Source organism: Lactobacillus melliventris (assembly GCF_013346935.1).
Taxonomy (GTDB): Bacteria; Bacillota; Bacilli; order Lactobacillales; family Lactobacillaceae; genus Lactobacillus.
The window spans coordinates 1-24,642 of the sequence record NZ_JAAEEB010000006.1; the positions used below are offsets into that span (position 1 = coordinate 1).

At 37.5% G+C, this 24,642-nt stretch carries 27 protein-coding genes; 7 read left to right on the forward strand and 20 right to left on the reverse strand.

The genetic code is table 11. The features are described from left to right. The first annotated feature begins 199 nt into the window (after positions 1-199). A complete protein-coding gene (locus GYV61_RS06265) occupies positions 200-1,159 on the forward strand; it encodes an NAD(P)/FAD-dependent oxidoreductase (protein WP_174795266.1) in 960 nt (319 codons plus the stop codon). Positions 1,160-1,168: 9 nt separating this feature from the next. Continuing rightward, on the forward strand, positions 1,169-1,819 hold the full coding sequence (locus tag GYV61_RS06270) for a VTT domain-containing protein (RefSeq protein ID WP_122025757.1): 651 nt from the start codon (positions 1,169-1,171) through the stop codon (positions 1,817-1,819). Positions 1,820-1,829: 10 nt separating this feature from the next. Here GYV61_RS06270 and GYV61_RS06275 read toward each other — a convergent pair whose 3' ends face one another. The 5 genes from GYV61_RS06275 to GYV61_RS06295 are packed head-to-tail and all read right to left on the reverse strand — an operon-like array spanning position 1,830 to position 5,512. After that, positions 1,830-2,438 carry a TIGR01906 family membrane protein gene (locus tag GYV61_RS06275; RefSeq protein WP_174795203.1) on the reverse strand — a complete coding sequence of 203 codons (609 nt, stop codon included), beginning with the start codon at positions 2,436-2,438 and terminating at the stop codon, positions 1,830-1,832. Further along, complete coding sequence (locus GYV61_RS06280; RefSeq protein ID WP_174795204.1) at positions 2,435-3,211, reverse strand: TIGR01457 family HAD-type hydrolase; 777 nt, start codon at positions 3,209-3,211, stop codon at positions 2,435-2,437. The genes GYV61_RS06275 and GYV61_RS06280 overlap by 4 nt, the downstream gene beginning before the upstream one ends. Beyond that, on the reverse strand, positions 3,212-3,790 hold the full coding sequence (locus GYV61_RS06285; protein ID WP_420870817.1) for a YutD family protein: 579 nt from the start codon (positions 3,788-3,790) through the stop codon (positions 3,212-3,214). After that, on the reverse strand, positions 3,768-5,165 hold the full coding sequence (locus GYV61_RS06290) for a bifunctional metallophosphatase/5'-nucleotidase (protein ID WP_174795205.1): 1,398 nt from the start codon (positions 5,163-5,165) through the stop codon (positions 3,768-3,770). The genes GYV61_RS06285 and GYV61_RS06290 overlap by 23 nt, the downstream gene beginning before the upstream one ends. 11 nt (positions 5,166-5,176) lie before the next feature. Continuing rightward, a complete protein-coding gene (locus tag GYV61_RS06295) occupies positions 5,177-5,512 on the reverse strand; it encodes a hypothetical protein (protein WP_174795206.1) in 336 nt (111 codons plus the stop codon). Positions 5,513-5,597: 85 nt separating this feature from the next. Between GYV61_RS06295 and GYV61_RS06300 the strand changes: the two genes are divergently transcribed. Further along, a complete protein-coding gene (locus tag GYV61_RS06300; RefSeq protein WP_174795207.1) occupies positions 5,598-6,986 on the forward strand; it encodes a glycerophosphodiester phosphodiesterase in 1,389 nt (462 codons plus the stop codon). A 30-nt stretch (positions 6,987-7,016) separates the two neighbouring features. Here GYV61_RS06300 and GYV61_RS06305 read toward each other — a convergent pair whose 3' ends face one another. Then, entirely contained in the window at positions 7,017-8,018 is a 1,002-nt protein-coding gene (locus GYV61_RS06305) for a substrate-binding domain-containing protein (RefSeq protein ID WP_174795208.1), read from the reverse strand. Between the two features lie 148 nt (positions 8,019-8,166). Here GYV61_RS06305 and GYV61_RS06310 point away from each other — a divergent pair, with 148 nt between their 5' ends. Next, complete coding sequence (locus GYV61_RS06310) at positions 8,167-9,267, forward strand: aminopeptidase P family protein (protein ID WP_046324459.1); 1,101 nt, start codon at positions 8,167-8,169, stop codon at positions 9,265-9,267. A gap of 80 nt (positions 9,268-9,347) precedes the next feature. Here GYV61_RS06310 and GYV61_RS06315 read toward each other — a convergent pair whose 3' ends face one another. Both GYV61_RS06315 and GYV61_RS06320 read right to left on the reverse strand, forming a co-directional pair. Beyond that, entirely contained in the window at positions 9,348-9,761 is a 414-nt protein-coding gene (locus GYV61_RS06315) for a YtxH domain-containing protein (RefSeq protein WP_174795209.1), read from the reverse strand. Between the two features lie 17 nt (positions 9,762-9,778). Then, positions 9,779-10,204, reverse strand: a complete 426-nt coding sequence (locus GYV61_RS06320; RefSeq protein WP_046324457.1) for a DUF948 domain-containing protein — start codon at positions 10,202-10,204, stop codon at positions 9,779-9,781. A 111-nt stretch (positions 10,205-10,315) separates the two neighbouring features. Here GYV61_RS06320 and GYV61_RS06325 point away from each other — a divergent pair, with 111 nt between their 5' ends. Next, entirely contained in the window at positions 10,316-11,131 is an 816-nt protein-coding gene (locus tag GYV61_RS06325; RefSeq protein WP_174795210.1) for a mechanosensitive ion channel family protein, read from the forward strand. 77 nt (positions 11,132-11,208) lie between these two features. Here GYV61_RS06325 and GYV61_RS06330 read toward each other — a convergent pair whose 3' ends face one another. Together GYV61_RS06330 and murI are read right to left on the reverse strand one after the other, a co-directional pair. Then, positions 11,209-11,823: an XTP/dITP diphosphatase gene (locus GYV61_RS06330; RefSeq protein ID WP_174795211.1), complete on the reverse strand. Its 615-nt coding sequence runs from the start codon at positions 11,821-11,823 to the stop codon at positions 11,209-11,211. 16 nt (positions 11,824-11,839) lie between these two features. Then, entirely contained in the window at positions 11,840-12,628 is a 789-nt protein-coding gene (gene murI, locus GYV61_RS06335) for a glutamate racemase (protein ID WP_174795212.1), read from the reverse strand. A gap of 68 nt (positions 12,629-12,696) precedes the next feature. On the opposite strand from murI, the gene GYV61_RS06340 reads away from it, so the two are divergent. Continuing rightward, the gene (locus GYV61_RS06340; protein ID WP_110445685.1) at positions 12,697-13,116 is read left to right on the forward strand and encodes a DUF2507 domain-containing protein; all 420 of its coding nucleotides are present in this window, start codon (positions 12,697-12,699) and stop codon (positions 13,114-13,116) included. A gap of 72 nt (positions 13,117-13,188) precedes the next feature. After that, on the forward strand, positions 13,189-13,560 hold the full coding sequence (gene mscL, locus GYV61_RS06345; protein ID WP_046324453.1) for a large-conductance mechanosensitive channel protein MscL: 372 nt from the start codon (positions 13,189-13,191) through the stop codon (positions 13,558-13,560). Between the two features lie 27 nt (positions 13,561-13,587). Here the strand turns inward: mscL and trxA are convergent, their stop codons facing one another. From trxA to GYV61_RS06395, 10 genes are all read right to left on the reverse strand, one after another. Continuing rightward, on the reverse strand, positions 13,588-13,899 hold the full coding sequence (gene trxA / locus GYV61_RS06350) for a thioredoxin (RefSeq protein WP_046324452.1): 312 nt from the start codon (positions 13,897-13,899) through the stop codon (positions 13,588-13,590). A gap of 86 nt (positions 13,900-13,985) precedes the next feature. After that, the gene (locus tag GYV61_RS06355) at positions 13,986-16,340 is read right to left on the reverse strand and encodes an endonuclease MutS2 (protein WP_174795214.1); all 2,355 of its coding nucleotides are present in this window, start codon (positions 16,338-16,340) and stop codon (positions 13,986-13,988) included. 54 nt (positions 16,341-16,394) lie between these two features. Next, a complete protein-coding gene (locus tag GYV61_RS06360) occupies positions 16,395-16,700 on the reverse strand; it encodes a DUF1292 domain-containing protein (protein WP_174795215.1) in 306 nt (101 codons plus the stop codon). 1 nt (position 16,701) lies between these two features. Then, the gene (ruvX, locus tag GYV61_RS06365) at positions 16,702-17,130 is read right to left on the reverse strand and encodes a Holliday junction resolvase RuvX (RefSeq protein WP_046324449.1); all 429 of its coding nucleotides are present in this window, start codon (positions 17,128-17,130) and stop codon (positions 16,702-16,704) included. Next, positions 17,130-17,387 carry an IreB family regulatory phosphoprotein gene (locus GYV61_RS06370; protein WP_038521496.1) on the reverse strand — a complete coding sequence of 86 codons (258 nt, stop codon included), beginning with the start codon at positions 17,385-17,387 and terminating at the stop codon, positions 17,130-17,132. Before GYV61_RS06370 ends, ruvX begins: the two co-directional genes overlap by 1 nt. 52 nt (positions 17,388-17,439) lie before the next feature. Then, the gene (gene alaS / locus GYV61_RS06375; protein WP_174795216.1) at positions 17,440-20,079 is read right to left on the reverse strand and encodes an alanine--tRNA ligase; all 2,640 of its coding nucleotides are present in this window, start codon (positions 20,077-20,079) and stop codon (positions 17,440-17,442) included. Between the two features lie 295 nt (positions 20,080-20,374). Further along, complete coding sequence (gene nadE, locus GYV61_RS06380) at positions 20,375-21,205, reverse strand: ammonia-dependent NAD(+) synthetase (RefSeq protein ID WP_046324447.1); 831 nt, start codon at positions 21,203-21,205, stop codon at positions 20,375-20,377. Next, a complete protein-coding gene (locus GYV61_RS06385) occupies positions 21,202-22,680 on the reverse strand; it encodes a nicotinate phosphoribosyltransferase (protein ID WP_174795217.1) in 1,479 nt (492 codons plus the stop codon). The genes nadE and GYV61_RS06385 overlap by 4 nt, the downstream gene beginning before the upstream one ends. A 77-nt stretch (positions 22,681-22,757) precedes the next feature. Further along, complete coding sequence (locus tag GYV61_RS06390) at positions 22,758-23,849, reverse strand: glycosyltransferase (RefSeq protein WP_174795218.1); 1,092 nt, start codon at positions 23,847-23,849, stop codon at positions 22,758-22,760. Between the two features lie 2 nt (positions 23,850-23,851). After that, entirely contained in the window at positions 23,852-24,583 is a 732-nt protein-coding gene (locus tag GYV61_RS06395) for a WecB/TagA/CpsF family glycosyltransferase (RefSeq protein WP_110445679.1), read from the reverse strand. Positions 24,584-24,642 lie beyond the last annotated feature (59 nt).

Here is a 24,642-nt window from a genome sequence, read left to right on the forward strand (position 1 = left end):
TGACTTTTGTCAACTGCTTTTGCTTGATTTTTTAACGCTGTCTTCGTGCTCTTGCCTTGCGGCTCATTGCCCGACGACAGTTATTAATACTAGCAAGTATTTTTCTTTTTTGCAAGTCTTTTTTGCAAATTATTCAAGTGACTATCTTCTTTATTCATGATAAAGTTGTCATATCAACGTTTAGAGGGGAGTTTTCAAAATAAAAAAATTTGATTTAGCAATTATAGGAGCAGGTCCCGTAGGGTTATTCTGTGCCAATTTTGCTCATCTTCATGACCTAAATACAATAATTTTTGATTCACTAGCTGAGGTTGGCGGGCAACCAAAACTACTTTATCCTTTTAAAGAAATTTTGGATATACCAGCTTACAGTTCTATTTTAGCTCATGAATTAATTACCAAATTACAAAATGATGCCAGACAACATACAACATTTGTTTTAAATCATCCAGTTAGAGCCATTGAGCAAAGTAACAATGAATTTGTTATCGATGACGACTATTCTGTTAGAAGCGTCATTATTGCTACTGGGACTGGGTTTTTCAGTCCTAAAAAATTTCCACTAAAAACGAATGAGGAAATTGAAAAAAGGATTCACTATTATGTTAAAGATCCCCAGGATTTTGCTCATCAAAAAGTAGGTGTCTTCGGTGGTGGTGATTCAGCTCTTGACTGGGCAATTGAATTAGCAAACCAACCAGCTGCAAAGATCAAACTAGTTCATAGAAGAAATGAATTTCGCGGTCTCGAATCAAGTGTCACCAAACTAAAAAGTTTAAAAAATGTTGAAATAAAGACCCCTTATCTTCCTAAATCAATTGAAATTAGAGATAATCAGCTTAATATTAGCTTGAAAAAAATTGGAAGTAACGCTATTACTGACGAGCAATTTGATCAAATAGTCGTTGGCTATGGCTTTCGAGCTAATAATCAGTTTGTAAAAAAATGGGGTGTTAATTTAGTTAATAACCAAATAGAAGTTTCTCGCTCTATGGAAACCAATGTACCTGGTATTTATGCAATAGGCGATGTCACTACTTATTCTGGCCGAGTCCCACTTATTGGTCTGGGCTTTGGAGAAGCACAAATTGCAATTACTACAATTATGCGTAAGCTTTTCCCTGAAAAGACCTTAACAATACATTCAACCAGCATTTAGGAGATGTTTATGACAATAATCAATTTTATTTTGCACATCGATCACCATTTGATTGAAATAGTCAATCAGTTTGGCAATTGGACGTATTTGATTATCTTTGCCATTATTTTTATTGAAACTGGATTAGTTATATTTCCCTTTTTACCAGGTGATTCATTAATTTTTGCTGCCAGTTCTTTAGCAGTTAATCCTGCATATAATTTAAATATCTGGTGGATTTATTTTGCAGTGCTGCTGGCAGCAATACTAGGCGATGCCTGTAATTATGAAATAGGTGCCTGGTCGGTTAGACAAGGCTCTAAACATACCTGGTTTAATAGATTAATCAATCAAAAAAATCGGACGGCAGCTGAAAACTTTTTTGAGCGACATGGACCAATTACTATTGTTATTGGCAGATTTATCCCCTTTATCAGAACTTTTGTCCCTTTCATTTCAGGTGGAAGTAACATGCATTATGGCAAGTTTGCCTTATATAACGTAGTTGGCGGAATATTTTGGAGTGGTTTGTTCACAATACTTGGTGCCTTCTTTGGCAACATCCCTTTTGTCAAAAATCATTTCTCAATGTTAATACTTGCAATAATTATAATCTCGGTTCTGCCGATTTTTATAGTATCGTTAAAAAAACGGATTAAAAATAAAAAGGAGATCCATTAAGGACTCCTTTTTATTTTTGTAATAATTTATCTGCAAAATACAATTCGTAGACGATACCGGCAATCGCAAAACAAGAAGCAAAAAAGCCTTCTGTGAGCACATTAATAATCGGATCTGTAGCTGGATCAAATAGCCAAGTATTGCTGCCAGCAAAAAACAAATGATGAAATGTAATAAAAAAATTATCAAAATTTGCCAAGGCAAACGGTAAAACGGCAATCGGCAATAGCAAAAATAATAACGCCCAAACCTTATCTAAGCGCAAAAACTTTTTGTTTTGTCTTTTACACCAAAAATATATGACCAAACAGCACAAGAAGGCAACGATCGCCAAAACAAATAATTTTTTGACATCAGCAAAATGCTTGGCAGCCATTGCAGAAGTATGAAAATCACGCATGTGCAGCTTACGCTTAAATGGCCAAATGAGGTACCACAACAACTGATTATAACTAGTCATCACCTGTTCAATCGATAAATTGACTGTTTTATTTGTTTTTTGCACTAATACAAATACGAATAACAGTGGCCAACTTGCAACAAGAGCTGTCACCACACTAGTAGAAATAGCAAAAATAAAATGATAAATAATAGTTAATATATTATTTCTTTTGCTCATAATTTAACCTGATCCAAACTGTCAACTACAATTGTCGGCTGCCTTTTGCCTTCAATGTCAGCCAATTTTGTAATACCCGTCGTTACCAGCAATTGGTCAACATGACTGTTAAAACCCGCCTTGATATCAGTATCGTAGTTATCACCTACTAAAAGTGCATCTTCTTTAGAAAACTGTAGTTTAGCTAACAGCATATCAATAATCACGGAAGAAGGCTTGCCGATAAAAAATGGTTTATGGCCACTTGAAGCCGCAATCATCGCACACTGAGAACCATTACCGGGCAATAAACCTTTTTCACTAGGCAAATTTAAATCTGCGTTAGTCCCAATAAAAGTAGCACCGTTCCTAATTGCAGTAGCAGCCACTTGAATTTTATGATAAGTCAAGTCCGTATCCATCCCCACAATCACGTATTCAGGATTAAAATCAGTGACTTCAAAAGCAGAATTTTGCAAAAATTCACGCCATAAACCAATTTGACCTATTATATAAATACCGATTTTACTTTGCCGCTTCTTTTCACGGCTTAAAATATAACTTACCGTTGCCATGCAAGGAGTATAAATGTGCGCAACATCGGTTTTAATGCCATGAGTTTTAAGCTTATCCACCACCATTTGTGGCGTACGAGTAGTATTATTAGTCAAAAAAATATAGCTTTTGTTTGCCTGTTCAAGGCGCTTAACGAAACGAACACCTGCAGCAATAGTTTCCTTGCCCCGATAAATGGTGCCATCAAGATCAATTAAAAACAAACGGTAATCTTTCACTTATTTGCTGCCCTTCCTTTTTTTGATTACAAAAGAATGGTTATTTGCACGCTCTTTTTTTATTGCTATTGTTTCGGGCTTCTTTATCTTGGGTTGGCGAACATGGTAGCTCTTAAACGATTTATAAAGCTTCTTTCTGTGTATATTTTGTCCCCGATTTTTAAACGAATTTAGTCGTCTTTTTCTTTTATTATTATGATAATGATGTACCGGACTTAACAACTGCAAGATAAAATACGGACTGCCGGGATTGCAGTATTCTAGTAAATAATCCGCAATAGTTTGTTTCTTACGATCTATTGCAGCCTGAGCATTATCCTGGTAAAAACCTTTCAAACGCAGATGATCACTGGACAAATCTCCCACAATAAAATCATACTGATCAAGATAGGGGTCATATTTTTGCCGCAAAAGTTCAAGATCCAGAGCATCATCCTTATTAACTATTACCTGATACAGTTGTTTGTTTATTTTTAATTGATCATTATCCAAAGCCACTGCTGCCAAAGGATGGCGCAAAGGCTGCTCTTGGTCAAATTTATTTTCTTGTGGTTGATTAATGTGTGTATTTTTCACTATTAGTTTCACTTCCAGTTAAAGGGTATTTTTGTGCCAAATAGTTTCCAATTACCTCACGCAAGAATTGTGGAAACAAAAAATCATTGTCGCCCACGATTGCCAAAGTTGGAAAAAACGGTACCAAAACATAATGATCCAAAACAGCAATTTGATATTCCTGGTATGGATCAACTTCTTTGCCGTTGACGAAGACTACTCTACTCATAGGGTCAAATTTTATGCCCTTATAATGCATTTGACCAAATATTTTCCCGCGAAAACTCATTCCCTGCAAAGGGAATTGATCTAAAAAATGCCGGTTTTTTTCAATTTCCATAATTAGGCGCCATAGATCACTGCCTCTTAAAGTAGAACGCACTACATGCATTGAATGCGGTAAAGACTTTTGCAAATCATATTTAGTGATAATGCCTTTTTTAAAAGGGGTTAAGAAAAGACCTGAGCTGAGCATTGCCAAATCGGTTCCTGCAAAATGAGCAATTGCATTCATTGAAACTTGGATTGCAGCTTCACGGTCACCATCATATTTTTCGGGCAAATCAGCAACAAGTTCTCGACTCAAAATTTCTTTGCCCTTTTGCCTGTATCCTAAAATAGTGTCTTCATCAGCTGAATGGGACTTCATCAAACTGGTTGGCTCAACGTGCGGCGTAATCTTGCGTACATGGTGATTGTCATCAATTTCCATATACGTATTGCCTACATAGTTGCCCCATTTGCCGGTTTGAGTAATCCAAACCCCCTTAACTTCTTTACCATGGGGAAGCAAGTCGTGGCTATGGCCTCCCACAATCAAATCAATTTCTGGATAATTTTTGGCTAAAAAGGTATCCATATCTAAGCCAATATGAGTTATTAAAATTAACACGTCATAGTGGCCTTTTATTTGTGGCAAAACCTTATCCATTGTTTCTTTCAGCATTTTGACGTGCCAGTGATTAGGTTCATAAGAAAGTGGGTATGCGGCAGTCAGACCGATGAGACCGATGCGTGTTCCCTTTTTTGTAGTTAAGATTTTATCCTGAACTGCCCAGTGAGGCAGAGATTCATCTTCTTCACGCAAATTGGCTAAAATAACGGGAAAATCGGCATGATCAAATAGTCTTTCTACTACAGCGTGGGAATTGGAAATACCTTCATTGTTACCAATAGTAATTGCGTCGTAATGAAAAGAATTCATTAATTGAATATTAGCCTGGCCATAAGTTGCATCAGTCAAAGGATGTGAGCGGTCCATGAAGTCTCCAGCATCAAAAGTAAACACCTGGTCGACAGTTTGATCTTTTTGAGCTTCCCGCAAATACCGACCAATTTTGGGAAAATGTTCGAAATGTGAGTGTAAGTCATTAGTATGTAAAATGCGAATTTTTTCCATTATCCTGCTCTCTATCCAATTTGATTCGACTTCAAAACTATGTTATAGGCATCTAGAACTTTTCCCTTAGGCTTTTGCCATTCTACCCAATCCGGATTTTTCCAATCATCTTCGTTTGTCAAAGTCTCAAGCTTATAGTTCTGATTGATATATTCTTCATAAGTAACAAGGGCTTTAGTACGTGGAATATTTAATTGTAAAATACGAACACTCTTAATTTTTCCTCTGTCAGCTGCAAGTTCTGCTATACCATTCTGATCAATATTAGAAATTTCAAAATACTTGCTGCCGTCATTGCGCACAATTTCTTCAATTAAATCTAATTCTTCATATTGTTGCTTATTCATCAATATTCCCCGTATAAATTAAATCTGTGACATATAGCAAAAAATGTGCAACCATGCTATTGTAATTAACAACAGAGGTGTACACATGAAATATCAAAGCCAACTGTTTAAGGCTCTCATTTTTAGCATCATATTTATCATAACTAGTGGTTTCACTGTGGTCGGCCATCGCGGAGACCCCAGCAAATATCCTGAAGAAACTATTCAAAGTGACAACTCTGCCTTTAATTCAGGTGCAGACTACGTTGAACTTGACCTGCGCCTTTCTGCAGACGGTGAACTAGTTGTATCACATGATGATGACCTATTTCGAGTGACCCATACACATGCAATTGTATCACAAAATTATTGGCAGGCACTTAGACAATTGACCTATGACAATGGTGAACATGTGCTGAGCTTACCAGAGCTATTTGAATATTATCAAAAAAAGCCTAATACCAAATTTATTCTTGAAACTAAAATTGACCATGGACTTGATCCTTCTTATGAATTAGAAGATCAGATTGCCGCCACTGTGAAGAAATATCATATGGAAAAAAGAATAATGATTCATTCATTTTCTGCAGCCAGTTTGTTTCATTTTCGTAAAATTATGCCCGATGCCTACTTAATTCTAATCGTCGGCAGTCTTAAACGAATAAATTTTAGTAATTTGCCGCAAGTCAATGCTGTCAATGTTTCTTCTGACTTGATTTTAAATCATTCCTGGCTGATACATTGGCTACACCAGTTAAATAAACAGGTTTTTGTGTGGACAGAAATGGACGAATCGCCCGATCTATGGCAATGGCTAATTAATAAAAATGTCGATGGCGTAGTAACCAATTTTCCCAGCACCGGATTTAAGTACAAGCTGGCTAAGGAAGGCACCAAAAAGTATGCTATCCACCGCAAAGGCAGCTATTTTGGCAAAAAGAAAGCCAAGACCATGATGAACCCTTATGTACAGAAAATGCAAAATAAATATGTTTATCCGGGACAAAAATTTGAAGTAATGTATGGTGTCAGGGCGCATAATCAACTTTATTATCAGATTGCAAATCAAACATTTATCTCAGCTGAGTTTGTCAACATGGACTTAAGACCAGCAGATATTGCACCTTATCAAAGTAAACAAATAATCGCTAAACCGCAAAAAGATGTTCGAATTTATCGTTACCCTGATAATCAAGCCAAAACAAAAAAATTGCTACCGGCAAATACCCTTTTTAAAATCCAGAATTTTAATGGTAGTCCTAAGAGTTTATGGCTATTTACATCACAAGGTTGGATCAAAGCACGTGATATTCTTTTCTATGGTTTCTTTGACGACGCAAATTGGCAAAATTATCGCCGCTTGCCGCGAATGAGCCGTTATTCAAATATTGCTTTAACTCCTTATTTACAGCTGCAACCAGCCAAGACGTTAAACACGTGGCAGAAGATCAAGCAAATTCAAAAAATAACTACCAAAAAAGTGCTGCATAATTAAATGCAACACTTTTTGTGTGAATAAATAATATTATTCATTTGTAGTACTTTGCTTTTTCAATATCTCATAAGAAAGCTCAATTTGCTTCTCTGGCACTTCTTCATTATTCATCAATTTAGTCAACATTCTCATTGCTACCGCTCCAATATCATAAAGCGGCTGACGAATGGCTGTTAGCGCTGGGCGCACAACTGAAGCAATTTGTGTCGCGCTGGCTGTAATTATTTCTAAATCTTCCGGCACTTTTTTACCAGCATCAATAGCAGAATTCAAAATTCCCACTGCAGTGACATCACGACTGACAATCACGCCATCAATACCGTCCTGCTCCAGTTGGGATAATAAATTATAGCCATCAGAATGGTCTTTAATCTTAGTATAGATATGACCTTCCCCTAAACCATGATCAGCCATAAATTTTTTGTAAGCCGGAATTCTATTTTCAGCGCTAACCACAGTGTCTGGATTGCCTAAGACTAAGGCTAAATTTCTCTTGCCATCATTATACAGTAGGTTTAAAGCTTCTGTATCGGCCTTTTGATAATCAATGGCAACTGATGGAAATTCACTGTGACTATCTTTAGTACCAGCTAAAACTACTGGCGTATCAGTCCGTTTAAAGGCCTCAATTGCTTCTTCCGGCAAATTGTCTGACATGTAAATCACACCATCGACCTGCTTATTAAGCAATCCCTGAATTGCCTGATCTTCTCTCATTAAGCGGTTTTCAATACTGGTGATAATAATGTTGTACTTATATAAAAGCGCAATATCATCAATTCCTTTTGACAATTCCGCAAAATAAAGATTAGTTAAATCCGGCACGATTAAACCAACAGTGGTGGTTCTTTTAGATGCCAGTCCTTGTGCTACCGCATTTGGCTGGTAATGCAACCGGTTGATTACCTTCATAACCCGTTCGCGAGTGTCTTTACGCACATTTGTATTGCCGTTAACAACTCGTGAGACAGTAGCCATTGAAACTTTAGCCTCACGAGCAACATCATAAATTGTAATATCCTGTTTTCGCATTTTGGTTCCCCCATCTTAAAATTACTAGAATAAAATTTATCATTCTTTCCCATAAATTGCAAACGTTTACAACTATTCTTTCATTTTTTCAGGTCTAGAACATGATATACTGATTTTAATCATAAAATCAAGATGGAAGGAAGAAGCTATGAACTTAACTAAATTACAAGAATGGCTGCAAAGTACCAATTGCGATGTTGCCTACATTTCTAATCCAACGACAATTGCTTACTTTACAGGATATGACATGGAGCCACATGAACGAATCTTTGCCCTTTTAGCATTTAAAGATCAAGATCCGTTCGTCTTTGTTCCAGCTTTAAATGTTGAAGAAGCTAAAAATTCAGCTTGGAACGGTGATGTATATGGTTATCTTGACTCAGAAGATCCCTGGGCGATTATTGCTGACAAAGTGAAAAGCAGAACCAAAGAATACCAAAAATGGGCTTTAGAAAAAAATAACCTCTCTGTTTCCCATTATCAACTCATCCATGAGCAATTTCCAGATGCTAATTTTGACGGTGATGTTTCTAATTTTGTTGCAAAAATCCGCTTATATAAAACACCGGAGGAAATTAAGCAATTGCAAGCCGCTGGCCGTGAGGCAGACTTTGCTTTTCAAATTGGTTTTGACGCCATTAAGGAAGGTGTTACTGAAAGGTATATTGCTGGTCAGATTGAATATCAGCTAAAGGTACAAAAAGGCGTAATGCATGAAAGTTTTGAAACCATTGTACAAGCCGGTGCCAACGCCGCTAATCCTCATTTAGGTCCTACCATGAATAAAGTCAAGCCAAATGAATTGGTGTTATTTGACCTCGGTACTATGCACAACGGTTACGCTTCAGATTCCAGCAGAACAGTTGCTTATGGTGAACCAACAGCCAAAGAAAAAGAAATTTACGAAATTGATCGCGAAGCTCAACAAGCTGCAATTGACGCGGTGAGACCGGGAATGACAGCTTCTGAATTAGATAGTGTTGCTCGTGATATTATTACTAAAGCGGGCTATGGTGAATACTTTATTCACCGCTTGGGTCACGGCATTGGTAAAGAAGTACACGAATACCCTTCAATTGTTCAAGGCAACGATTTGATCATTGAAGAGGGTATGTGTTTTTCAATTGAACCTGGTATCTATATTCCTAATGTAGCGGGGGTCAGAATCGAAGATTGTGGTGTTGTAACTAAAAACGGCTATGAACCATTTACTCATACAAGTAAGGAACTAAAAGTTTTACCTCTTTAAATAAACTCACTTTATTTATTGCATAAAAATGGCACTGACAGATTTTATTTTCTGTCAGTGCCATTTTACTAAAATCGTGTTTATGGTCTAGAATATGGATCAACAGGTGCATCTGCAGGGCCTTCAGGCTTTGGGTCTGAGGGTTCCGAGTGATTAAAATCATCTGGACCCTCTGCATGGTGCAAGTCATCAGCTACATCTGCAGCATGATCTTTTTGCTGTGCATCAGTATCTTTTGAACTATCAATAACGATATCATCAAAATCTTTCAGTTCAGAATCATCTTCTACATTCTTGGGGAATGAGGCCAGTTGATTCTTTACAATTTCAGTACCGTTATCATATTTTTTCTTTAAGTCTTGAACAGTTTCATTGTTCTTAACTTTTTTCTTAAGTTCGTCAATTTGTTCATCACTGACTAATAAGGAACCAGCTAGGAACCCTACAGCACTTCCGACAATAGTACCTAAAACAAAATTTGCAAAATTTTTCATAAAAGTAACTCCTTTTACTAATCTTCACCTTTACGCCGCTTATGCCGTGCAAACACTGATGCTAAAGCAGAAGACATCAACCCGTTACGTTTCCAATGAAAATTATTGAAACGCTTTGCCATATTTCTGGTAGATGTGTTGACATCCGAAACGCTTTCGCCTAAATCAGCTGCTGCTTGCACAACAGGATCAATAGTTTTCATTTTAACATTAACATCTGCTAGCAAGACATTAGTTTTATCAAGCAAATCACTGGTTTGATGAAGTAAATCATTTACATCCCCGGTGACCTGTTGAATTGACTCGTTAGCACTCTGGATCGTTTTTTCTGCTTCTCTAGTCGCTTTTGCGGCACGTATAAGCACTGGAATTGTGAAAAGTACTAAAATTAATAATGCAATGGCGGCTATTAAACCTGCTAATGCACCATAAGAAAATTTCATCTTTTACCTCCAATTCTATACCTAAAAAAAGTCTAGCATGAAAATGCTTCAATCTCAATCTATATGTAATATTTTGTTATAGTTAATATGCATATACGAAAGGTAATTATTATGGATAAAATATTTCAAATCAATAAAAACGTGCTTAAGTTTAACTGGGACAGGCTGGGAGAACAAGTTCTGACAATTATTTGGCAGCTCCTAGTTTCAGCTTTAGTTTTTTACCTGATCGACCATGTTGGTAAAAAAATAATTAAACATTATTTAGATCATAGTAAAAGAAAACAAAATAAGAGAACTCAAACAGTTACTGCATTAATTAACAGTATCTTTGAATACACTGTGATTTTTTTCTACTTGTTTGCTGTTTTATCTATCCTAGGTATTCCAATTGGTACGCTACTTGCGAGTGCTGGTATCTTTTCTCTGGCTTTAGGGATGGGAGCCCAAGGCTTTGTCAGCGATTTAGTTAACGGCTTCTTCATTTTAAGTGAAGACCAGTTTGACGTAGGAGATATTGTCTCAATCAACAATCAAACTGGAGTAGTGGTTCAGTTGGGATTAAGGACTACAAGACTTAAAGGGTCTGATGGTTCTCTAATCTACATCCCCAATCGTAATATTTCAATCGTACAAAATTTAGCCCACGGTGGCATTGGCTTAGATATTGAAATCCAACTAAAAGCTAATAACGATTTTGCAAAAGTTCATAGTCTTATTGAACAGGTAAACAAAAAATTGAGTACCGATATTAATTTTTTAGTGCAAGAACCTAAAATTATTGGCATAGCTACGCAAACAGCACAAACTGTTAATTATGTGGTTCATTTTCAAGTTAAACCCGGTTATGAAAAAGAAGTGCAGGATAAATACTTAACGCAGTATTTAAACGTCCTGCAAAGCAACCAAGTTCTTTTAGCAGAATAAAATAAAAACTGATAAATGTCTTTAATACTTTTCCAGTAAAAAGTATTAAAAATAATATTTATCAGTTTTTTAGATATTTATTCAAACTGAGCGAGCCAGTTTGGTAAACACTTTAATAATTTAGCGAGAGCTTTTCCTCGGTGAGAAAGACTATTTTTTTCTGCAGTTGTCATTTCGGCAAAAGTTTTCTGCTTTTCCGGTACATAAAAAAGCGGATCATAGCCAAAGCCGTCTTCACCTTCAGGCGCTGGTAAAATTAGGCCTTCACATTGACCTGAGACAACCAAATCTTTTTCAAAATGACCTGGCATTGATACTACAATTGTAGTATTAAATCTAGCTGTTCTTTTTGCTAACGGCACACCACCAAGCTCGGCCAGTAATTTAGCATTATTCTTCTGATCATTATGCTCAGGACCGGCAAAACGCGCCGAGTGAACTCCAGGAGCACCATCAAGTGCATCAACCATTAAGCCGGAGTCATCCGCTATTGTCAGCAGCTGACTATAGTCAGCTAATTCATGTGCCTTTAGCTTAGCATTTTGCTCAAATGTTGTACCGTACTCATCAACAATTGGCGGCCTATCTAAATCGGCATTAGTCTTAACTGTGAGGTTAAGCGCAGCTTTTTTAAAAGCTGCGCTTAATTCTTTCACTTTGCCCTGATTAGTTGTTGCAAATAAAACTTCCATTTTTTCTCCTTTCTTCTTAAAGGTGTTTTGCACTAACGTATTGCTCGTCTAATACTATTTTACCCAATTCGTTAAACTTTCTGACGTCCCCCGTTGTGTAATACTTGTGCGCACCATCATTAGAATTACTGCCAAAAAGGCCGTCACGTTTCATTACATTATACGTATATTGCGCTACCTGGTCAGCTGGATCAATAATTTGAACATTTGGTTTTAAACATTGTGCAAACTCACTGCGAATAATAGGATAGTGCGTACATCCCAAAACGAGAGTATCTATGTCCAGCTTGTTGATTGGCAACAAAAGTTCTTGCAGTGCAGAGACATACGCCTGATGACCTGCATCAGCTTCAATTAGGGGTACAATCTGAGGGGCTGCTATTTCATGCACAACTATTTGGGAATCACGCTTTTGAATCTCCTTTTGGTATGCATTTAAACTAACAGTCATTTTTGTCGCCACAACTGCCACGTTTTTGTTTTTAGTAGCTTGCGCTGCCGCTAGAGCGCCCGATTGAATTACGCCGATAATTTGCGGCTCAATCTCTTTTTGAATAGCATTCATAGCTACTGCCGTGGCAGTATTGCAGGCAAAGACAATTAGTTTAACGTTTTTACTTAATAAAAAATTAACACTTTGCTTTGTTAGCGCAATAATTTCCGCTTTAGACTTATCACCATAGGGAACATGAGCATTGTCACCAATGAAAACAGTTGATTCATGAGGCATTTTAGCAATTATTTTTTTGACTACCGTTAAGCCGCCAACTCCTGAATCTAATAAGCCAATTGGTCGATTATCCATATTAAAAGACTCCCTAAATAATTTATACTTCAGTCAATTTTACGGTAAAATAAAAGAAAATAAAAGGGATGAATTTCTTTATGCAAGACAATAACCAGCAACATGAACATGTTTATTTTGTAAATCAGCTTTATCGGGACTTTTTACTGCCAACGATCTTAGGCAAAGACAATGATGTAATTCTATATTGGGGTGGCAAGCGCATAGCCCGTAAATATGACTTAGCGTCCTTTGAAGATGTAGCCAGCTTTTTTACAACTACTGAATTTGGCAATATTGAAAAAGCAAGAGCCCATCATAGTGAAAAAATTTTCAAATTAACCGGACAAAATGTAGCCGATCGGATTAGCAGTGGTAATCAGGAATTTTCCCTTGAAGCAGGAATAATTGCAGAAGCAGTTGAAAAAGAAACTGGTCGCACTACTGAATGCGAAATTAAGGTTGATGAACATAAAAAAATAGTAAAACTAATCGCCAAATTTGATTAAGCACTTTGAAACAAATAATTTAGTTTTTTACCATTTTTGCAATATTATTAAAGTAAGAATGGAGGAAACAAAATGCTTAGAGAATTTAAAGAATTTATTCAACGGGGCAACGTTATCGATTTGGCTGTTGGTGTAATCATCGGCGGAGCTTTTACCAACATTGTTAATTCATTGGTAAACAATTTAATTAATCCCCTTTTGGGTCTATTTATCGGACGAATTGATCTTTCCAATCTGGTATTTAAAGCCGGAGGTGCTACTTTTAAATACGGTGAATTTATCAATACTGTGATTAACTTTTTGATTATTGCATTCATCGTCTTTTTGCTAGTTAAAGCTGTCAATAAAGTAATAAGACATAACGACCAGCAACAACCAGCTGGCCCAACCGCTGAAGATTACTTGAAAGAAATTCGCGATCTATTAAAAGAAAAAAGCAATTAAAAAAATTCCTGCAGTTGCAGGAATTTTTTAATTGGTATATTGATCCAAAATTTGACTCAATTTTGCTTTAGGTGTGTAACCCGTAATACGATCTACAATTTCACCGTTTTTCTTGATTAGCAAAGTCGGAATAGCCATAACTCCCAAAGAGCTTGGTACTTCCTTGTTTTGATCAACATCCATTTTGGTAAATTTAACGTCTTGTCTCTCCTCAGCCAATTCATCAACTACCGGAGATTGCATTTTGCACGGGCCACACCAGGTTGCCCAAAAGTCCGTTAACACGACGCCATCTTTTGTTTCTTCTTCAAAGTTTTGATCTGTAAGTTCATCAACCATTGAAAAAACCTCCTTTAAGGAAAATATTTTTATCTATTGATATTTTCATTATAGCAACCAGACTTACTTTTTACAAGTAAAGTAAATTATTGCAAATGCACAATGGTTGCACCATTTCCGCCCTCGTTTGCAGTGGCGTAATTATAACTTTTCACATGCTTATTCGTCCGTAAATATTGCCAAACGCCTTTTCTAATAGCACCAGTACCTATGCCGTGAATAATGGTAACAACATCTAAACCAGCTAACAGCACCGAGTCAATATAGCGATCTAAATTAGTCATTGCTTCATCATAACGCTGACCGCGCAAATCGAGCTCACTTTTAGCATTGCTACGCCTGTTTGCACTAACTGCACGCACTTTCGAATGAGTTTGCGGCTTTTCATGCTGAGTGCTTTTTTCAATGTCGCGATCACTGACTTTAACCTTAATAATACCCATCTGGACCTCATATTCATGTTCAGACAACTTTTTGGTAATCGTACCAGTTTGCCCATAAGACAGTACTTTTACCTGATCGCCTACATTAACATGGTGTCTTCTTTTTTCGCGTTGCAGAACACGATTATGAGCCAGATTTTCGTTTTGTCGTTCAAGCTGATTAAATTCACCCTTGGCGGCAATAATTTCGTTTTGTTTAACATTACCTTTTTGCTGCTCAAGTTGTGCGATAATTTTATCAGCTTTTTTACGGCTTTTGGTAACTACTTCATTAGCTCTTTCCTGAGCAAATTCCAGCTGCTTTTGCACACGTTGATTGTACCAATCGAGTGCTTGCTGCAATTTCTTTTCCAACTTTTTAGCACGATCAAGACTGGTAGTTAAATGACTGCGGGCATCTGAAGCAGCCTTAGTTTGCTTCGTTAACTCAGTAATCATTTGGTTAATATCAACGTTTTCATCACTCATTAGCCCCTGTGCTTTTTTAACCACGTCTTCGCGCATCCCTAATCTGCGCGCAATTGCAAATGCGTTACTGTGACCAGGAATACCAATTTGTAAACGGTATGTTGGCGACAAGGTCTTTAGATCGAACTCCATTGATGCATTAGTTGTTCTTTCACGATTATAGCCATATAGTTTCAGTTCTGGGTAATGGGTAGTAACGATAATTTTAGCTTTCTTTTGCCGTAAAAAGTCCAAAATACTGATTGCCAGACTTGCGCCTTCTTCTGGGTCCGTTCCCGCACCAATTTCGTCAATCAAAACCAGTGTCTTGGCATCGACCTTTTTCATTATTTTGACAATGCCATTAATATGTGAAGAAAAGGTACTGAGTGATTGCTCAATAGATTGTTCATCCCCAATATCTGCGCAGATGTCTTTAAAAACACCGGCTTTGCTTCCTTCTGCAGCAGGAATAAACAGACCAGATTGTGCCATTAACTGTAAAATACCCACAGTTTTTAATGTAATCGTCTTTCCACCAGTATTTGGACCAGTAATCAACATAGTATCGTAATCTTCACCCAGACAGATATCATTGGCAATAACTGTTTCAGGATTAATTAAAGGATGTCGTGCTTGTAAAAATACAAGTGACTGATCATCAGTCAACTTAGGTTCAGTTGCTTTCATAGCATGAGCTAATTTCGCTTTTGCCTGAATAAAATCGAGTTTAACTAAAGCACCAGCAATCGTATCAATGCTATCAGCTTCCGGTCGCACTAGATCAGACAAGTTACGCAGAATATGACTGATTTCTCTTCTTTCTTGTGCCAGAAGGTTTTGCTGACGATTATTGAGATTTAAAACTGCACTAGGTTCAATAAAAAGCGTTTGTCCACTGGCACTTTGATCATGAACAACGCCGCCAAATTTATTGCGGTATTCTTGTTTGACCGGAATAACATAACGTTCATCACGAATTGTCACAATCTGCTCTGACAAATACTTGCTGCTACTACCCTTGATATAGCCATCCATTCTCTGCTTAATTTCAGCATCATTGCTTTTGATTTCATGACGTAAATGGGCTAATTCGCTGGAAGCAGTATCGAGAACTTCTCCATCAAAATCTAGAGAACGATTAAGTTTGTTATACAAACTTTGAGGTACATCTAATTGTGCCAAAATAGAATCTATGGCGGTTAAATCTAGTTTTTCCTCATCAATTTCACCAAAAAATTCATTTGTTTCATTTGCAAGCGCCAAAACTAATAACAAATTACCCAATTCCTTGGCGTTTAAGTTTGCCTTGATCCGCAAACGCTTGGTACTTGCAGTAACATCAGCAAAATCTGTCAATGGCAATTGCCCTTTAACCCGCAAAATATCAGCACCAGCAAGAGTTTGCTTCAAACTAAGTTCAACTTGAGCAAAATCATTACTTGGCAGTAAGTTGAATGCTGTCATTTTAGCTGGTGTAGTAATCGCCATTTGTTGTAATTGTTCAGTAATTTTGGCAAATTCTAAAGTTTTTAATATTTTATCATTCATTATTTTTCTAAATTATTAATCTTTAATAAAAAAGGCTGGCCCAGCCAGTCTTTCTTATTCACCACTTAATCGGTCATCGTCCAAAAATGTATTTAAGACTCCTTGGACCATGTTCCACTCATCATCTGCTTCAATCTCGTGTAAATCACTACTGGTAACATCACCTGCGGAATCTGAATCATAGCTGAATGCTAAGACTTCAATTTCGTCATCATCACTAGCAGCTGCCGGATAGAGCAAAACATATGATTTATCATAATTATCTGAATGAAACGTAAATAAAATTTCGTATAATTCTTCATTACCCTGATCATCAATCAGGGTAATCTGACGGTCATCACCGTTAACTTCTTGTGCCATATTAATCCTTTCGGTTTAGATCCAAATAATTCTGTAAAATCAAAACAGCAGCCATTTGGTCAATAACTTCTTTGCGCTTATGGCGATCGTACATTCCTGCCTCTTCAACTAAAACTCTTTCAGATTCCACTGTCGTTAGTCTCTCATCTAAATAATGCACTGGCAAACCAAACTTTTTCTCCAGTCTTTCACCATATGCTTTACTGCGATTAACTGAAGCACCTGAAGAGCCATCCATGTTTTTAGGCAGACCCAGCACAAAGGCCTCTGGTTCATATTGGCGGACAATTTTTTTAATTGCACGCATACCAAAATTATAACGCGTTTCATCAATAGGGATGGTTTCAACCATCTGCGCAGTTATTCCTAATTCATCACTAACAGCAACGCCTACTGTCTTTGATCCAACATCTAAACCAACTAGTCGCATTATTTATCTTTTCCAAGATAATTTTTGACAAGCTCTTCAATAATTTCGTCACGTTCATGCTTCAAAATTAAATTACGAGCATCATTATGCCGTGGAATATAAGCCGGATCGCCAGACAATAAGTAGCCGACAATCTGGTTAACTGGATTATAACCCTTCTCTTCCAGAGCATTATAAACGTCTTGCAGAGTATCATGAACATTTTTGCCTTTATTTTCGTTAAAGTCAAAATGCATTGTCTTATCTAGCGAACTCATAATTATTCCTCCTAGCATAATTTTACTTGAAAAACAGCACAAACTCAATTAATTATTTTTCGGAAATCATTGTAACCACTGTCTGAATAGCCTTTTCAAGGCCTTCAGGGTTTTTGCCACCGGCTTGAGCCATGTTTGGTCGACCGCCACCGCCACCACCAAAGATTGGTGCGACTTGTTTAATTAGATCTCCTGCTTTAAGCCCCTTTGCCAAAGCTTTATCACCTAAGCTAATAATCATATTGGCCTTGCCATCACTGGCAGTTCCTAAAACGAGCACATCAGACTTCTGACCACTCTTCCAAGTATCAGCGAACTCACGCAAATCATTCATGCCACCGGCATCAACTTCTTGGGCAATAATGGACAAATCACCTGCTTGTTTTACATCATTAAAAATTGAATTTGCTTTACTCTGATTAATTTGCAAGTTTAAATCTTCAACCTGCTTTTGACTATCATGTAATTCCTGTTCAAGGGAATCAACCTTATCAATAATATCTTCGGGCTTGGTCGATTTTACTTCCGCTTGAATATCATCCAGGAGTTCAGATCTGTTAGCCAGATATTCGTAGGCCTTTTTAGAAACAACTGCTTCAATTCTTCTCATTCCAGCACCAATGGCAGATTCAGAAATGATTTTAAAAATACCTATTTGGTTAGTATTGGCGCAATGAGTACCACCACAGAATTCAATAGAAAAATCTTGCATTTGGACAACTCTAACTTTATCACCATATTTGCCATCAAATAAAGCCAAAGCTCCCATTTTTCTACCAGTATCAGGATCGGTAATAGTAGTTTTGACATCAATTGCTGCCCAAATCTTTTGATTTACCAAATTTTCAACTGACTTAATTTCCTTGGCAGTCATTGGTTCAAGTGCAGTAAAGTCAAAGCGCAAATAATCAGGCTCCACCAAACTGCCGGCTTGATGCGTATGTTCACCCAGAACGCTTCTCAAAGCCGCATGCAACAAGTGTGTAGCTGTATGTGAGTGGCGCAGGCCTTCGCGGCGAACTCTGTCAATTTTTAAAGTATAGTCTTCACCCTTTTTCAGAGGCAAAATCACATCGACAAAGTGCATATTTTGATCATTCGGAGCGTGTTGTACATCCGTTACCTGAGCAACCAGTTCACCTTCTTGATTATAGATATTACCGTGATCTGCTACCTGGCCACCACGTTCACCGTAAAAAGGAGTCCGGTCAAAGATTAAAACCGCATTATCACCATCTGCTCTATCAACTAATTGGTCATTGACTATAATATCAATTAATTTAGCATGTTTTTCTTCATAAACACCATATTCAAACTCTGATTTATCCTTTAAGTTCATCAAAGTTTCATCCTGCGCACCCATTGATTGCAGATTACCCCGAGCTTTACGCGCACGCTCTTTTTGGGCCTTCATTTCAGCATCAAAGCCCTTTTGATCAACCTTTAAGCCTGCATCTTGTGCAGTTTCAAAAGTCAATTCATAAGGAAAGCCATAAGTATCAAACAACTTGAACGCATCTTTACCGGTAATTGTTTTATCTTCAGAGTTTTGGGCCTTGGCAATTAAGTCATCAAGTAAAGTTAACCCAGATTCAAGAGTTAGCTGGAATCTTTCTTCTTCATTTTTAATTACTTTGGCAATAAAGTCCTTTTGGTCTGTAACCTCTGGGTAATGACTTTCCATAATTTTACCGACCACTGGGACAAGTTGGTAAAGAAAAGCACCCTTAATCCCTAAACGTTGACCATTTAAATCAGCGCGCCGAATCAAGCGCCGTAAAACATATCCTCTACCTGTATTTGATGGCAATGCTCCATCCGCAATGGCAAAACAGACAGTCCGCACATGATCAGCAATAATCTTAAAGGCTGTTGTATCCGCCTTGTTTGTGCCGTACTTTTTAGCAGCAGTCATTTTTTCAGTTTCATGAATAATTGGCAAGAAGAGGTCAGTTTCAAAGTTAGTTGGTGCGTCTTGTAAAATAGACAAAACACGCTCTAGGCCCATACCAGTATCAATATTCTTGTGTGGCTGATCAACATATTTGCCATTTGCTAAATGATTATATTGTGAAAAGACTATATTCCAAATTTCCAAGTAACGGGCATTTTCACCGCCAGGGAAGTTTTCAGGATCATCTTCTGCCACATCGTTATTTTCTTGACCACGATCATAGAAAATTTCAGAGTCAGGACCACAAGGACCTTCACCAATATCCCAGAAATTTTCTTCCAGTTTAACAATATGATCTTCAGGCATACCAACTTCCAGCCAAATTTTATGTGCTTCTGTATCTTTAGGATAAACCGTACAGTAAAGTTTTTCTTTATCTAAATCGAGCCAGTCAGGACTGGTCAAAAATTCCCAAGCCCAGGTAATCGCTTCTTTTTTGAAATAATCGCCAACTGAAAAGTTACCCAGCATTTCAAAAAAGGTCTGGTGTCTGGCAGTTTTACCAACATTTTCAATATCATTAGTTCTAATGGACTTTTGTGAACTGGTGATCCGGTGATTCTTGGGCACTACTGAGCCGTCAAAATACTTTTTCATCGTTGCCACACCGGAATTGATCCACAGCAATGTTGGATCATCTTGCGGAATCAATGATTGACTGGGCAATACCATGTGGCCGTGCTGCTTGAAGAAATCCAAAAACATCTGTCTAAATTCTGAACTTGTCAGTTTCTTCATCAAATATATCTCCCTTTTTGCCAAAATAAAAACACCGTTGCTTATCTTAAGGACGCCTTTAAACGCGGTACCACCTCAATTGCAACAGTGTTTGTTACCTCTTAATTATTTTATTTATTTGAACTGTAAGGAGCATCTTTTAAGTAACAGTAAGCCATTTTCACCAGGCGGCTCTCTCTTTGAACTGTTATTCTTAAAAAACATATCTTAAGTTAACAGTAATTGTACTACTTGCACAGTTTTTGTCAATAACAGGCCTATTAAGGTAAAATTTAAACTCAAAATGCCCTAGTCCTTATTTACGATAAAAATCATCAAAAACGGTTACGGGCAAATGCCGTTTGTGTTCACTCTTACGCCATAAAGATTCGATTTTTTCAGCGGCTTCTTCAGAAACTTCGTGCCCTTCTAAATAGTCATCAACATCCCTGTAGCTGACGCCGAGTGCAACTTCATCAGGTAAGCCAGGCTTATTTTCTTCCAAGTCGGCTGTGGGCGCTTTGTGATACAAATGCTCCGGACAATTTAAAAACTTGAGCATCTGTTTTCCTTGGCGCTTGTCTAAACGAAACAGCGGAGTTAAATCTGCCGCACCATCACCATATTTGGTATAAAAGCCGCTGAAGTTTTCAGCTGCGTGATCCGTCCCCACAACTGCACCATTATGGGCACCAGCAATAGCATACTGCACCACCATGCGCTCGCGCGCCTTAATATTGCCCTTATTAAAATCGGTAATCTCCTGCCCAGCTTCATTCAAAGTAGAAACTAAGGCATCAACAGCCGGTTTAATATTAACTACCAAGTCTTGATCCGGTCTTTGAAAAGCCACAGCATCTGCCGCATCTTGTGCATCAGCTTGAACTCCATAAGGCAAGCGCACTGCAATAAATTGGTATGAATTATCGCCAGTTTCACTCCTCATTTCCGAAATTGCCATTTGACATAGTTTTCCTGCTAACGTAGAGTCTTGTCCACCAGAAATACCCAATACATAAGACTTTAAGAAGGTATTTGCTTTGAGATAATCTTTTAAAAAATCAACTGAACGTCTAATTTCTTTTTGCGGATCAATTTGGGGCAAAACATGCTCATATTTTATAATTTCTTTTTGTAACGGTCTCATTGTGCAGTATCTCCTTTATTGATTTTGGTGCGAATATCCTGAATAATAGTCATTTTACTGTCATATAAATCTTGAGAAAGATCAACAGGATATTCCTGGGGGTTCAAGCTGCGCTTGTATTCATCCCATAGTCCGTCCAGATTGGCTGCACAAAAGTTCTTAATATCTATTAGTTTGGGCTTTTGGTATGTTAATTTGCCTTTAACAAAAATATCTTTTAAAAGTGGTTCTGCAGTGTAATCAGTCACCACTTTATTGATATAAGAATATTGCGGATGAAACATGTACAATGAATCAAATTTACGCGGATCTACGCCGGCCCGTGCAATCCAGTCACCTTCATTTTTCTTAGCAGTATTAGCTGAGATACGCCAGACTTGTTTTTTACCTGGAGTTGATACCTTTTCTACATTCGAAGAAATTTTTAAAGTGTCACGCATATGGTGCTGATCATCTTCAATTGAAACTAATTTATAAACAGCTCCTAAAGCAGGCTGGTCGTAAGCCGTAATATATTTAGTCCCTATCCCCCAAACATCAATTTTTGCTCCTTGCATCTTTAAACTTGTAATCGTAGTTTCATCCAAATCATTTGAAGCAAAAATTTTAGCATCAGTATAACCAGCATTATCCAGTTCCCGGCGTACTTGCTTTGAAATATAGGCCATGTCGCCCGAATCAATACGCACGCCTTGGAAGTTAATTTTGTCTCCCATTTCGTCAGCAACCCGAATTGCGTTTGGTACGCCGCTTCTAACTGTATCGTATGTATCTACCAGAAAGACGCAGTCTTTATGCGTTTCTGCATAGGCCTTAAATGCTTCATATTCACTACCAAAGGCTTCTACTAAGGAATGGGCATGTGTGCCAGAAACTGGGATACCAAATAATTTGCCTGCCCGAACATTACTGGTAGAATCAAAGCCACCAATATAAGCAGCACGAGTGCCCCAAATAGCTGCATCTGCTTCCTGTGCACGCCTGGTACCAAATTCCATCACTCCGTCACCTTGAACGGCCAGCTTGACGCGCGCCGCTTTAGTGGCCAGTAAAGTTTGGTAATTAATAATATTTAAGATAGTTGTCTCAACCAATTGACATTGCGCAAGTGGACCCTCAACTTGCAATAAGGGTTCGTTGGCAAAAGCAATTTCTCCTTCAGGCATCGATCGTACAGTAAGCTGCAATTTCAAATGACGTAAATAATCAATAAAATCGTCATCATAGCCAATTTCTTCTTTTAAATATTTTAAGTCACTTGCTTTAAATTTCAGGTTTTGTAAATATAAAATGACGTGTTCTAAGCCTGCATATACGGAATAGCCATTGCCGAAAGGCTCTTTCCGATAGTAAACTTCAAAAACAGCATTGCGTTCAGAAATACCTTTTTTAAAGTAGGTATACATCATATTAATTTCATACAAATCTGTATGAAGGGTTAATGAATCGTCTTCATCCAATTCTTGGTAAAACATTCTGTCCTCTTAACTAAATCCACTAATATTTTTGTTTTATTATAAACATTTGTGGCCTTTTTAACAAACTTACCAATTTAAACGATATCATCGTATACCCGTAAAATACTACTTAATTGCTCGTGTAACGAAAAATGCCGCTCAACATAATTTTTCTCAAGCTGCGCCATTTCTCTAAGTTGAGTTTTAGGCGTGTTCACAGCTTGCTTTAAAGCTGAACAAATTGAATCTATCTCACCGACTTTGGCAACAAAACCATGTTCTTTATCTGGTATCATCATGCTAATATCACCAACGGCAGTTGACAAAAGTGGCAACAAATTATCGCTTGCTTCCAGCAACACTAGAGGAAAGCTCTCAGAATAAGATGTCAGAACAGCCAAATCCATTCTGCGATAAAGATTTTTTAACTGTTTATGTGTCATGAAACCTTGAAAAGTTACTTGTGGACCCAAGTTTAATTTTTGCGTCAGGTCCTTTAGTGATCTTAATTGAGAACCGTCTCCGGCAATAAACAAATGAACATTAGCATTATTTAATTGTTTTAGAGCCTGCAGTAACAAGTCTTGGCCCTTAACTTTTTCAGCCCTGGCTACGTTTACAATATTAAAGTTGGGGTGCTCATATTTAGCAGGGATTTGACTGTCTGCATGAAAAAAAGTACCGTTGTAAATCACGTGAACTTTTTCCCGCTTGATTTTAGCTTTTTTAACTAACAAATCAGCAAATCTTTTAGTAACAGCAAAAACGCAATCCGCTTTGCGAATGGCCTGAATGTTTAATTTGGTAAAAATTTTCCCTGTGAAGCCGCGATCAGCAAAATCAAGATAAGGATTAGAATGAACAGTTACGCACCATTTAGCGGTAATTTTGTGCCTAATTAAAGAGACAAATAAGTTAGCCCGCGCACCATGCGTGTGGACAATACTAAAGCCAGCATTATTAATAAAATGAGCCAGCTTATTTAAGCCGGCCAAGTCATAGCGACTATTGATGCCCAAAACTTGCACTTTTAATTTTGCAGTCCGTGCAGCTTGGGCAACAGGGCCGTCAGCTAAACATAATAATGTAAAATCCTGCTCTTCATTTTTTGCTTGTTTCAGCAAATTAATAATATGAGTTAAGCCACCACCATTTTCAAGCCCGGCATTAACATGCAAAACCTTCATAATTAGATTTTTTCCTTTTTTGACTGATAAACTTCATGCACAAAATGAGGCAAAATCGTCATTCGCTTTAAGCGTGAGGGGTTTTTAAGCAGACGGTAAAGCCATTCTAAATGGACATTCTGCCAAGTTTGAGGAGCACGTTTTACTTTACCTGAAAAGACATCAAAGCTGCCTCCTACTCCCATCATTAAAGCTGGCAGGAGATTTCTCCGGAGAATGGATAAAAGTTGTTCTTGACGGGGTGAACCCAAGGCGGCAAAAACTAAATCCGGTTCTGTCCGTTCAATTTGGTAAGCAATTAGTTCCAGATCTTCTTTAAAGTAACCATTTTCAGCTCCTACTAGCTGTATATCAGAATATTCTCGTGCAATCTTAGCCTGAATCGTATGCATCACTTCCGAGCGAGCGCCAATTAAATAAACTCTGAGGCCCCGATCATTTGCCAGCTTCATTAGCCAAGTAAATAAATCATAACCGGTTACCCGTTCTTTAAGTGGCTGACCTAAAATATGACTTGCTTTGACAATGCCTATACCGTCAGCAGTAATATAGTCAGCATCATAAGTCAGGATCTTCATAAATTCAGGGTTTTCATTTGCTGACATGACAATTTCAGGATTGGCAGTAACAATAAAAGTTGATTGGTGGGTATTAATTCTGCCAATAAATTCATTTTGAAATTGATTAAAACTTTTATTATCAAAATTTACACCTAAAACATTTACCTTAGCCATAGCTATATCTCCTAATCCGCAATTTACCTTATTTTACCAAAATAACAACCAGTTCAGAA

Excerpts from the sequence above, each read along its gene's own strand:
- GYV61_RS06270 (WP_122025757.1), top strand. The coding sequence starts at position 1,169 with ATGACAATAATCAATTTTATTTTGCACATCGATCACCATTTGATTGAA.
- GYV61_RS06275 (WP_174795203.1), bottom strand. The coding sequence starts at position 2,438 with ATGAGCAAAAGAAATAATATATTAACTATTATTTATCATTTTATTTTT.
- GYV61_RS06290 (WP_174795205.1), bottom strand. The coding sequence starts at position 5,165 with ATGGAAAAAATTCGCATTTTACATACTAATGACTTACACTCACATTTC.
- GYV61_RS06295 (WP_174795206.1), bottom strand. The coding sequence starts at position 5,512 with ATGAATAAGCAACAATATGAAGAATTAGATTTAATTGAAGAAATTGTG.
- GYV61_RS06300 (WP_174795207.1), top strand. The coding sequence starts at position 5,598 with ATGAAATATCAAAGCCAACTGTTTAAGGCTCTCATTTTTAGCATCATA.
- GYV61_RS06305 (WP_174795208.1), bottom strand. The coding sequence starts at position 8,018 with ATGCGAAAACAGGATATTACAATTTATGATGTTGCTCGTGAGGCTAAA.
- GYV61_RS06310 (WP_046324459.1), top strand. The coding sequence starts at position 8,167 with ATGAACTTAACTAAATTACAAGAATGGCTGCAAAGTACCAATTGCGAT.
- GYV61_RS06315 (WP_174795209.1), bottom strand. The coding sequence starts at position 9,761 with ATGAAAAATTTTGCAAATTTTGTTTTAGGTACTATTGTCGGAAGTGCT.
- GYV61_RS06320 (WP_046324457.1), bottom strand. The coding sequence starts at position 10,204 with ATGAAATTTTCTTATGGTGCATTAGCAGGTTTAATAGCCGCCATTGCA.
- GYV61_RS06325 (WP_174795210.1), top strand. The coding sequence starts at position 10,316 with ATGGATAAAATATTTCAAATCAATAAAAACGTGCTTAAGTTTAACTGG.
- GYV61_RS06330 (WP_174795211.1), bottom strand. The coding sequence starts at position 11,823 with ATGGAAGTTTTATTTGCAACAACTAATCAGGGCAAAGTGAAAGAATTA.
- murI (WP_174795212.1), bottom strand. The coding sequence starts at position 12,628 with ATGGATAATCGACCAATTGGCTTATTAGATTCAGGAGTTGGCGGCTTA.
- GYV61_RS06340 (WP_110445685.1), top strand. The coding sequence starts at position 12,697 with ATGAATTTCTTTATGCAAGACAATAACCAGCAACATGAACATGTTTAT.
- mscL (WP_046324453.1), top strand. The coding sequence starts at position 13,189 with ATGCTTAGAGAATTTAAAGAATTTATTCAACGGGGCAACGTTATCGAT.
- trxA (WP_046324452.1), bottom strand. The coding sequence starts at position 13,899 with ATGGTTGATGAACTTACAGATCAAAACTTTGAAGAAGAAACAAAAGAT.
- GYV61_RS06355 (WP_174795214.1), bottom strand. The coding sequence starts at position 16,340 with ATGAATGATAAAATATTAAAAACTTTAGAATTTGCCAAAATTACTGAA.
- GYV61_RS06360 (WP_174795215.1), bottom strand. The coding sequence starts at position 16,700 with ATGGCACAAGAAGTTAACGGTGATGACCGTCAGATTACCCTGATTGAT.
- ruvX (WP_046324449.1), bottom strand. The coding sequence starts at position 17,130 with ATGCGACTAGTTGGTTTAGATGTTGGATCAAAGACAGTAGGCGTTGCT.
- GYV61_RS06370 (WP_038521496.1), bottom strand. The coding sequence starts at position 17,387 with ATGAGTTCGCTAGATAAGACAATGCATTTTGACTTTAACGAAAATAAA.
- alaS (WP_174795216.1), bottom strand. The coding sequence starts at position 20,079 with ATGAAGAAACTGACAAGTTCAGAATTTAGACAGATGTTTTTGGATTTC.
- nadE (WP_046324447.1), bottom strand. The coding sequence starts at position 21,205 with ATGAGACCGTTACAAAAAGAAATTATAAAATATGAGCATGTTTTGCCC.
- GYV61_RS06385 (WP_174795217.1), bottom strand. The coding sequence starts at position 22,680 with ATGTTTTACCAAGAATTGGATGAAGACGATTCATTAACCCTTCATACA.
- GYV61_RS06390 (WP_174795218.1), bottom strand. The coding sequence starts at position 23,849 with ATGAAGGTTTTGCATGTTAATGCCGGGCTTGAAAATGGTGGTGGCTTA.
- GYV61_RS06395 (WP_110445679.1), bottom strand. The coding sequence starts at position 24,583 with ATGGCTAAGGTAAATGTTTTAGGTGTAAATTTTGATAATAAAAGTTTT.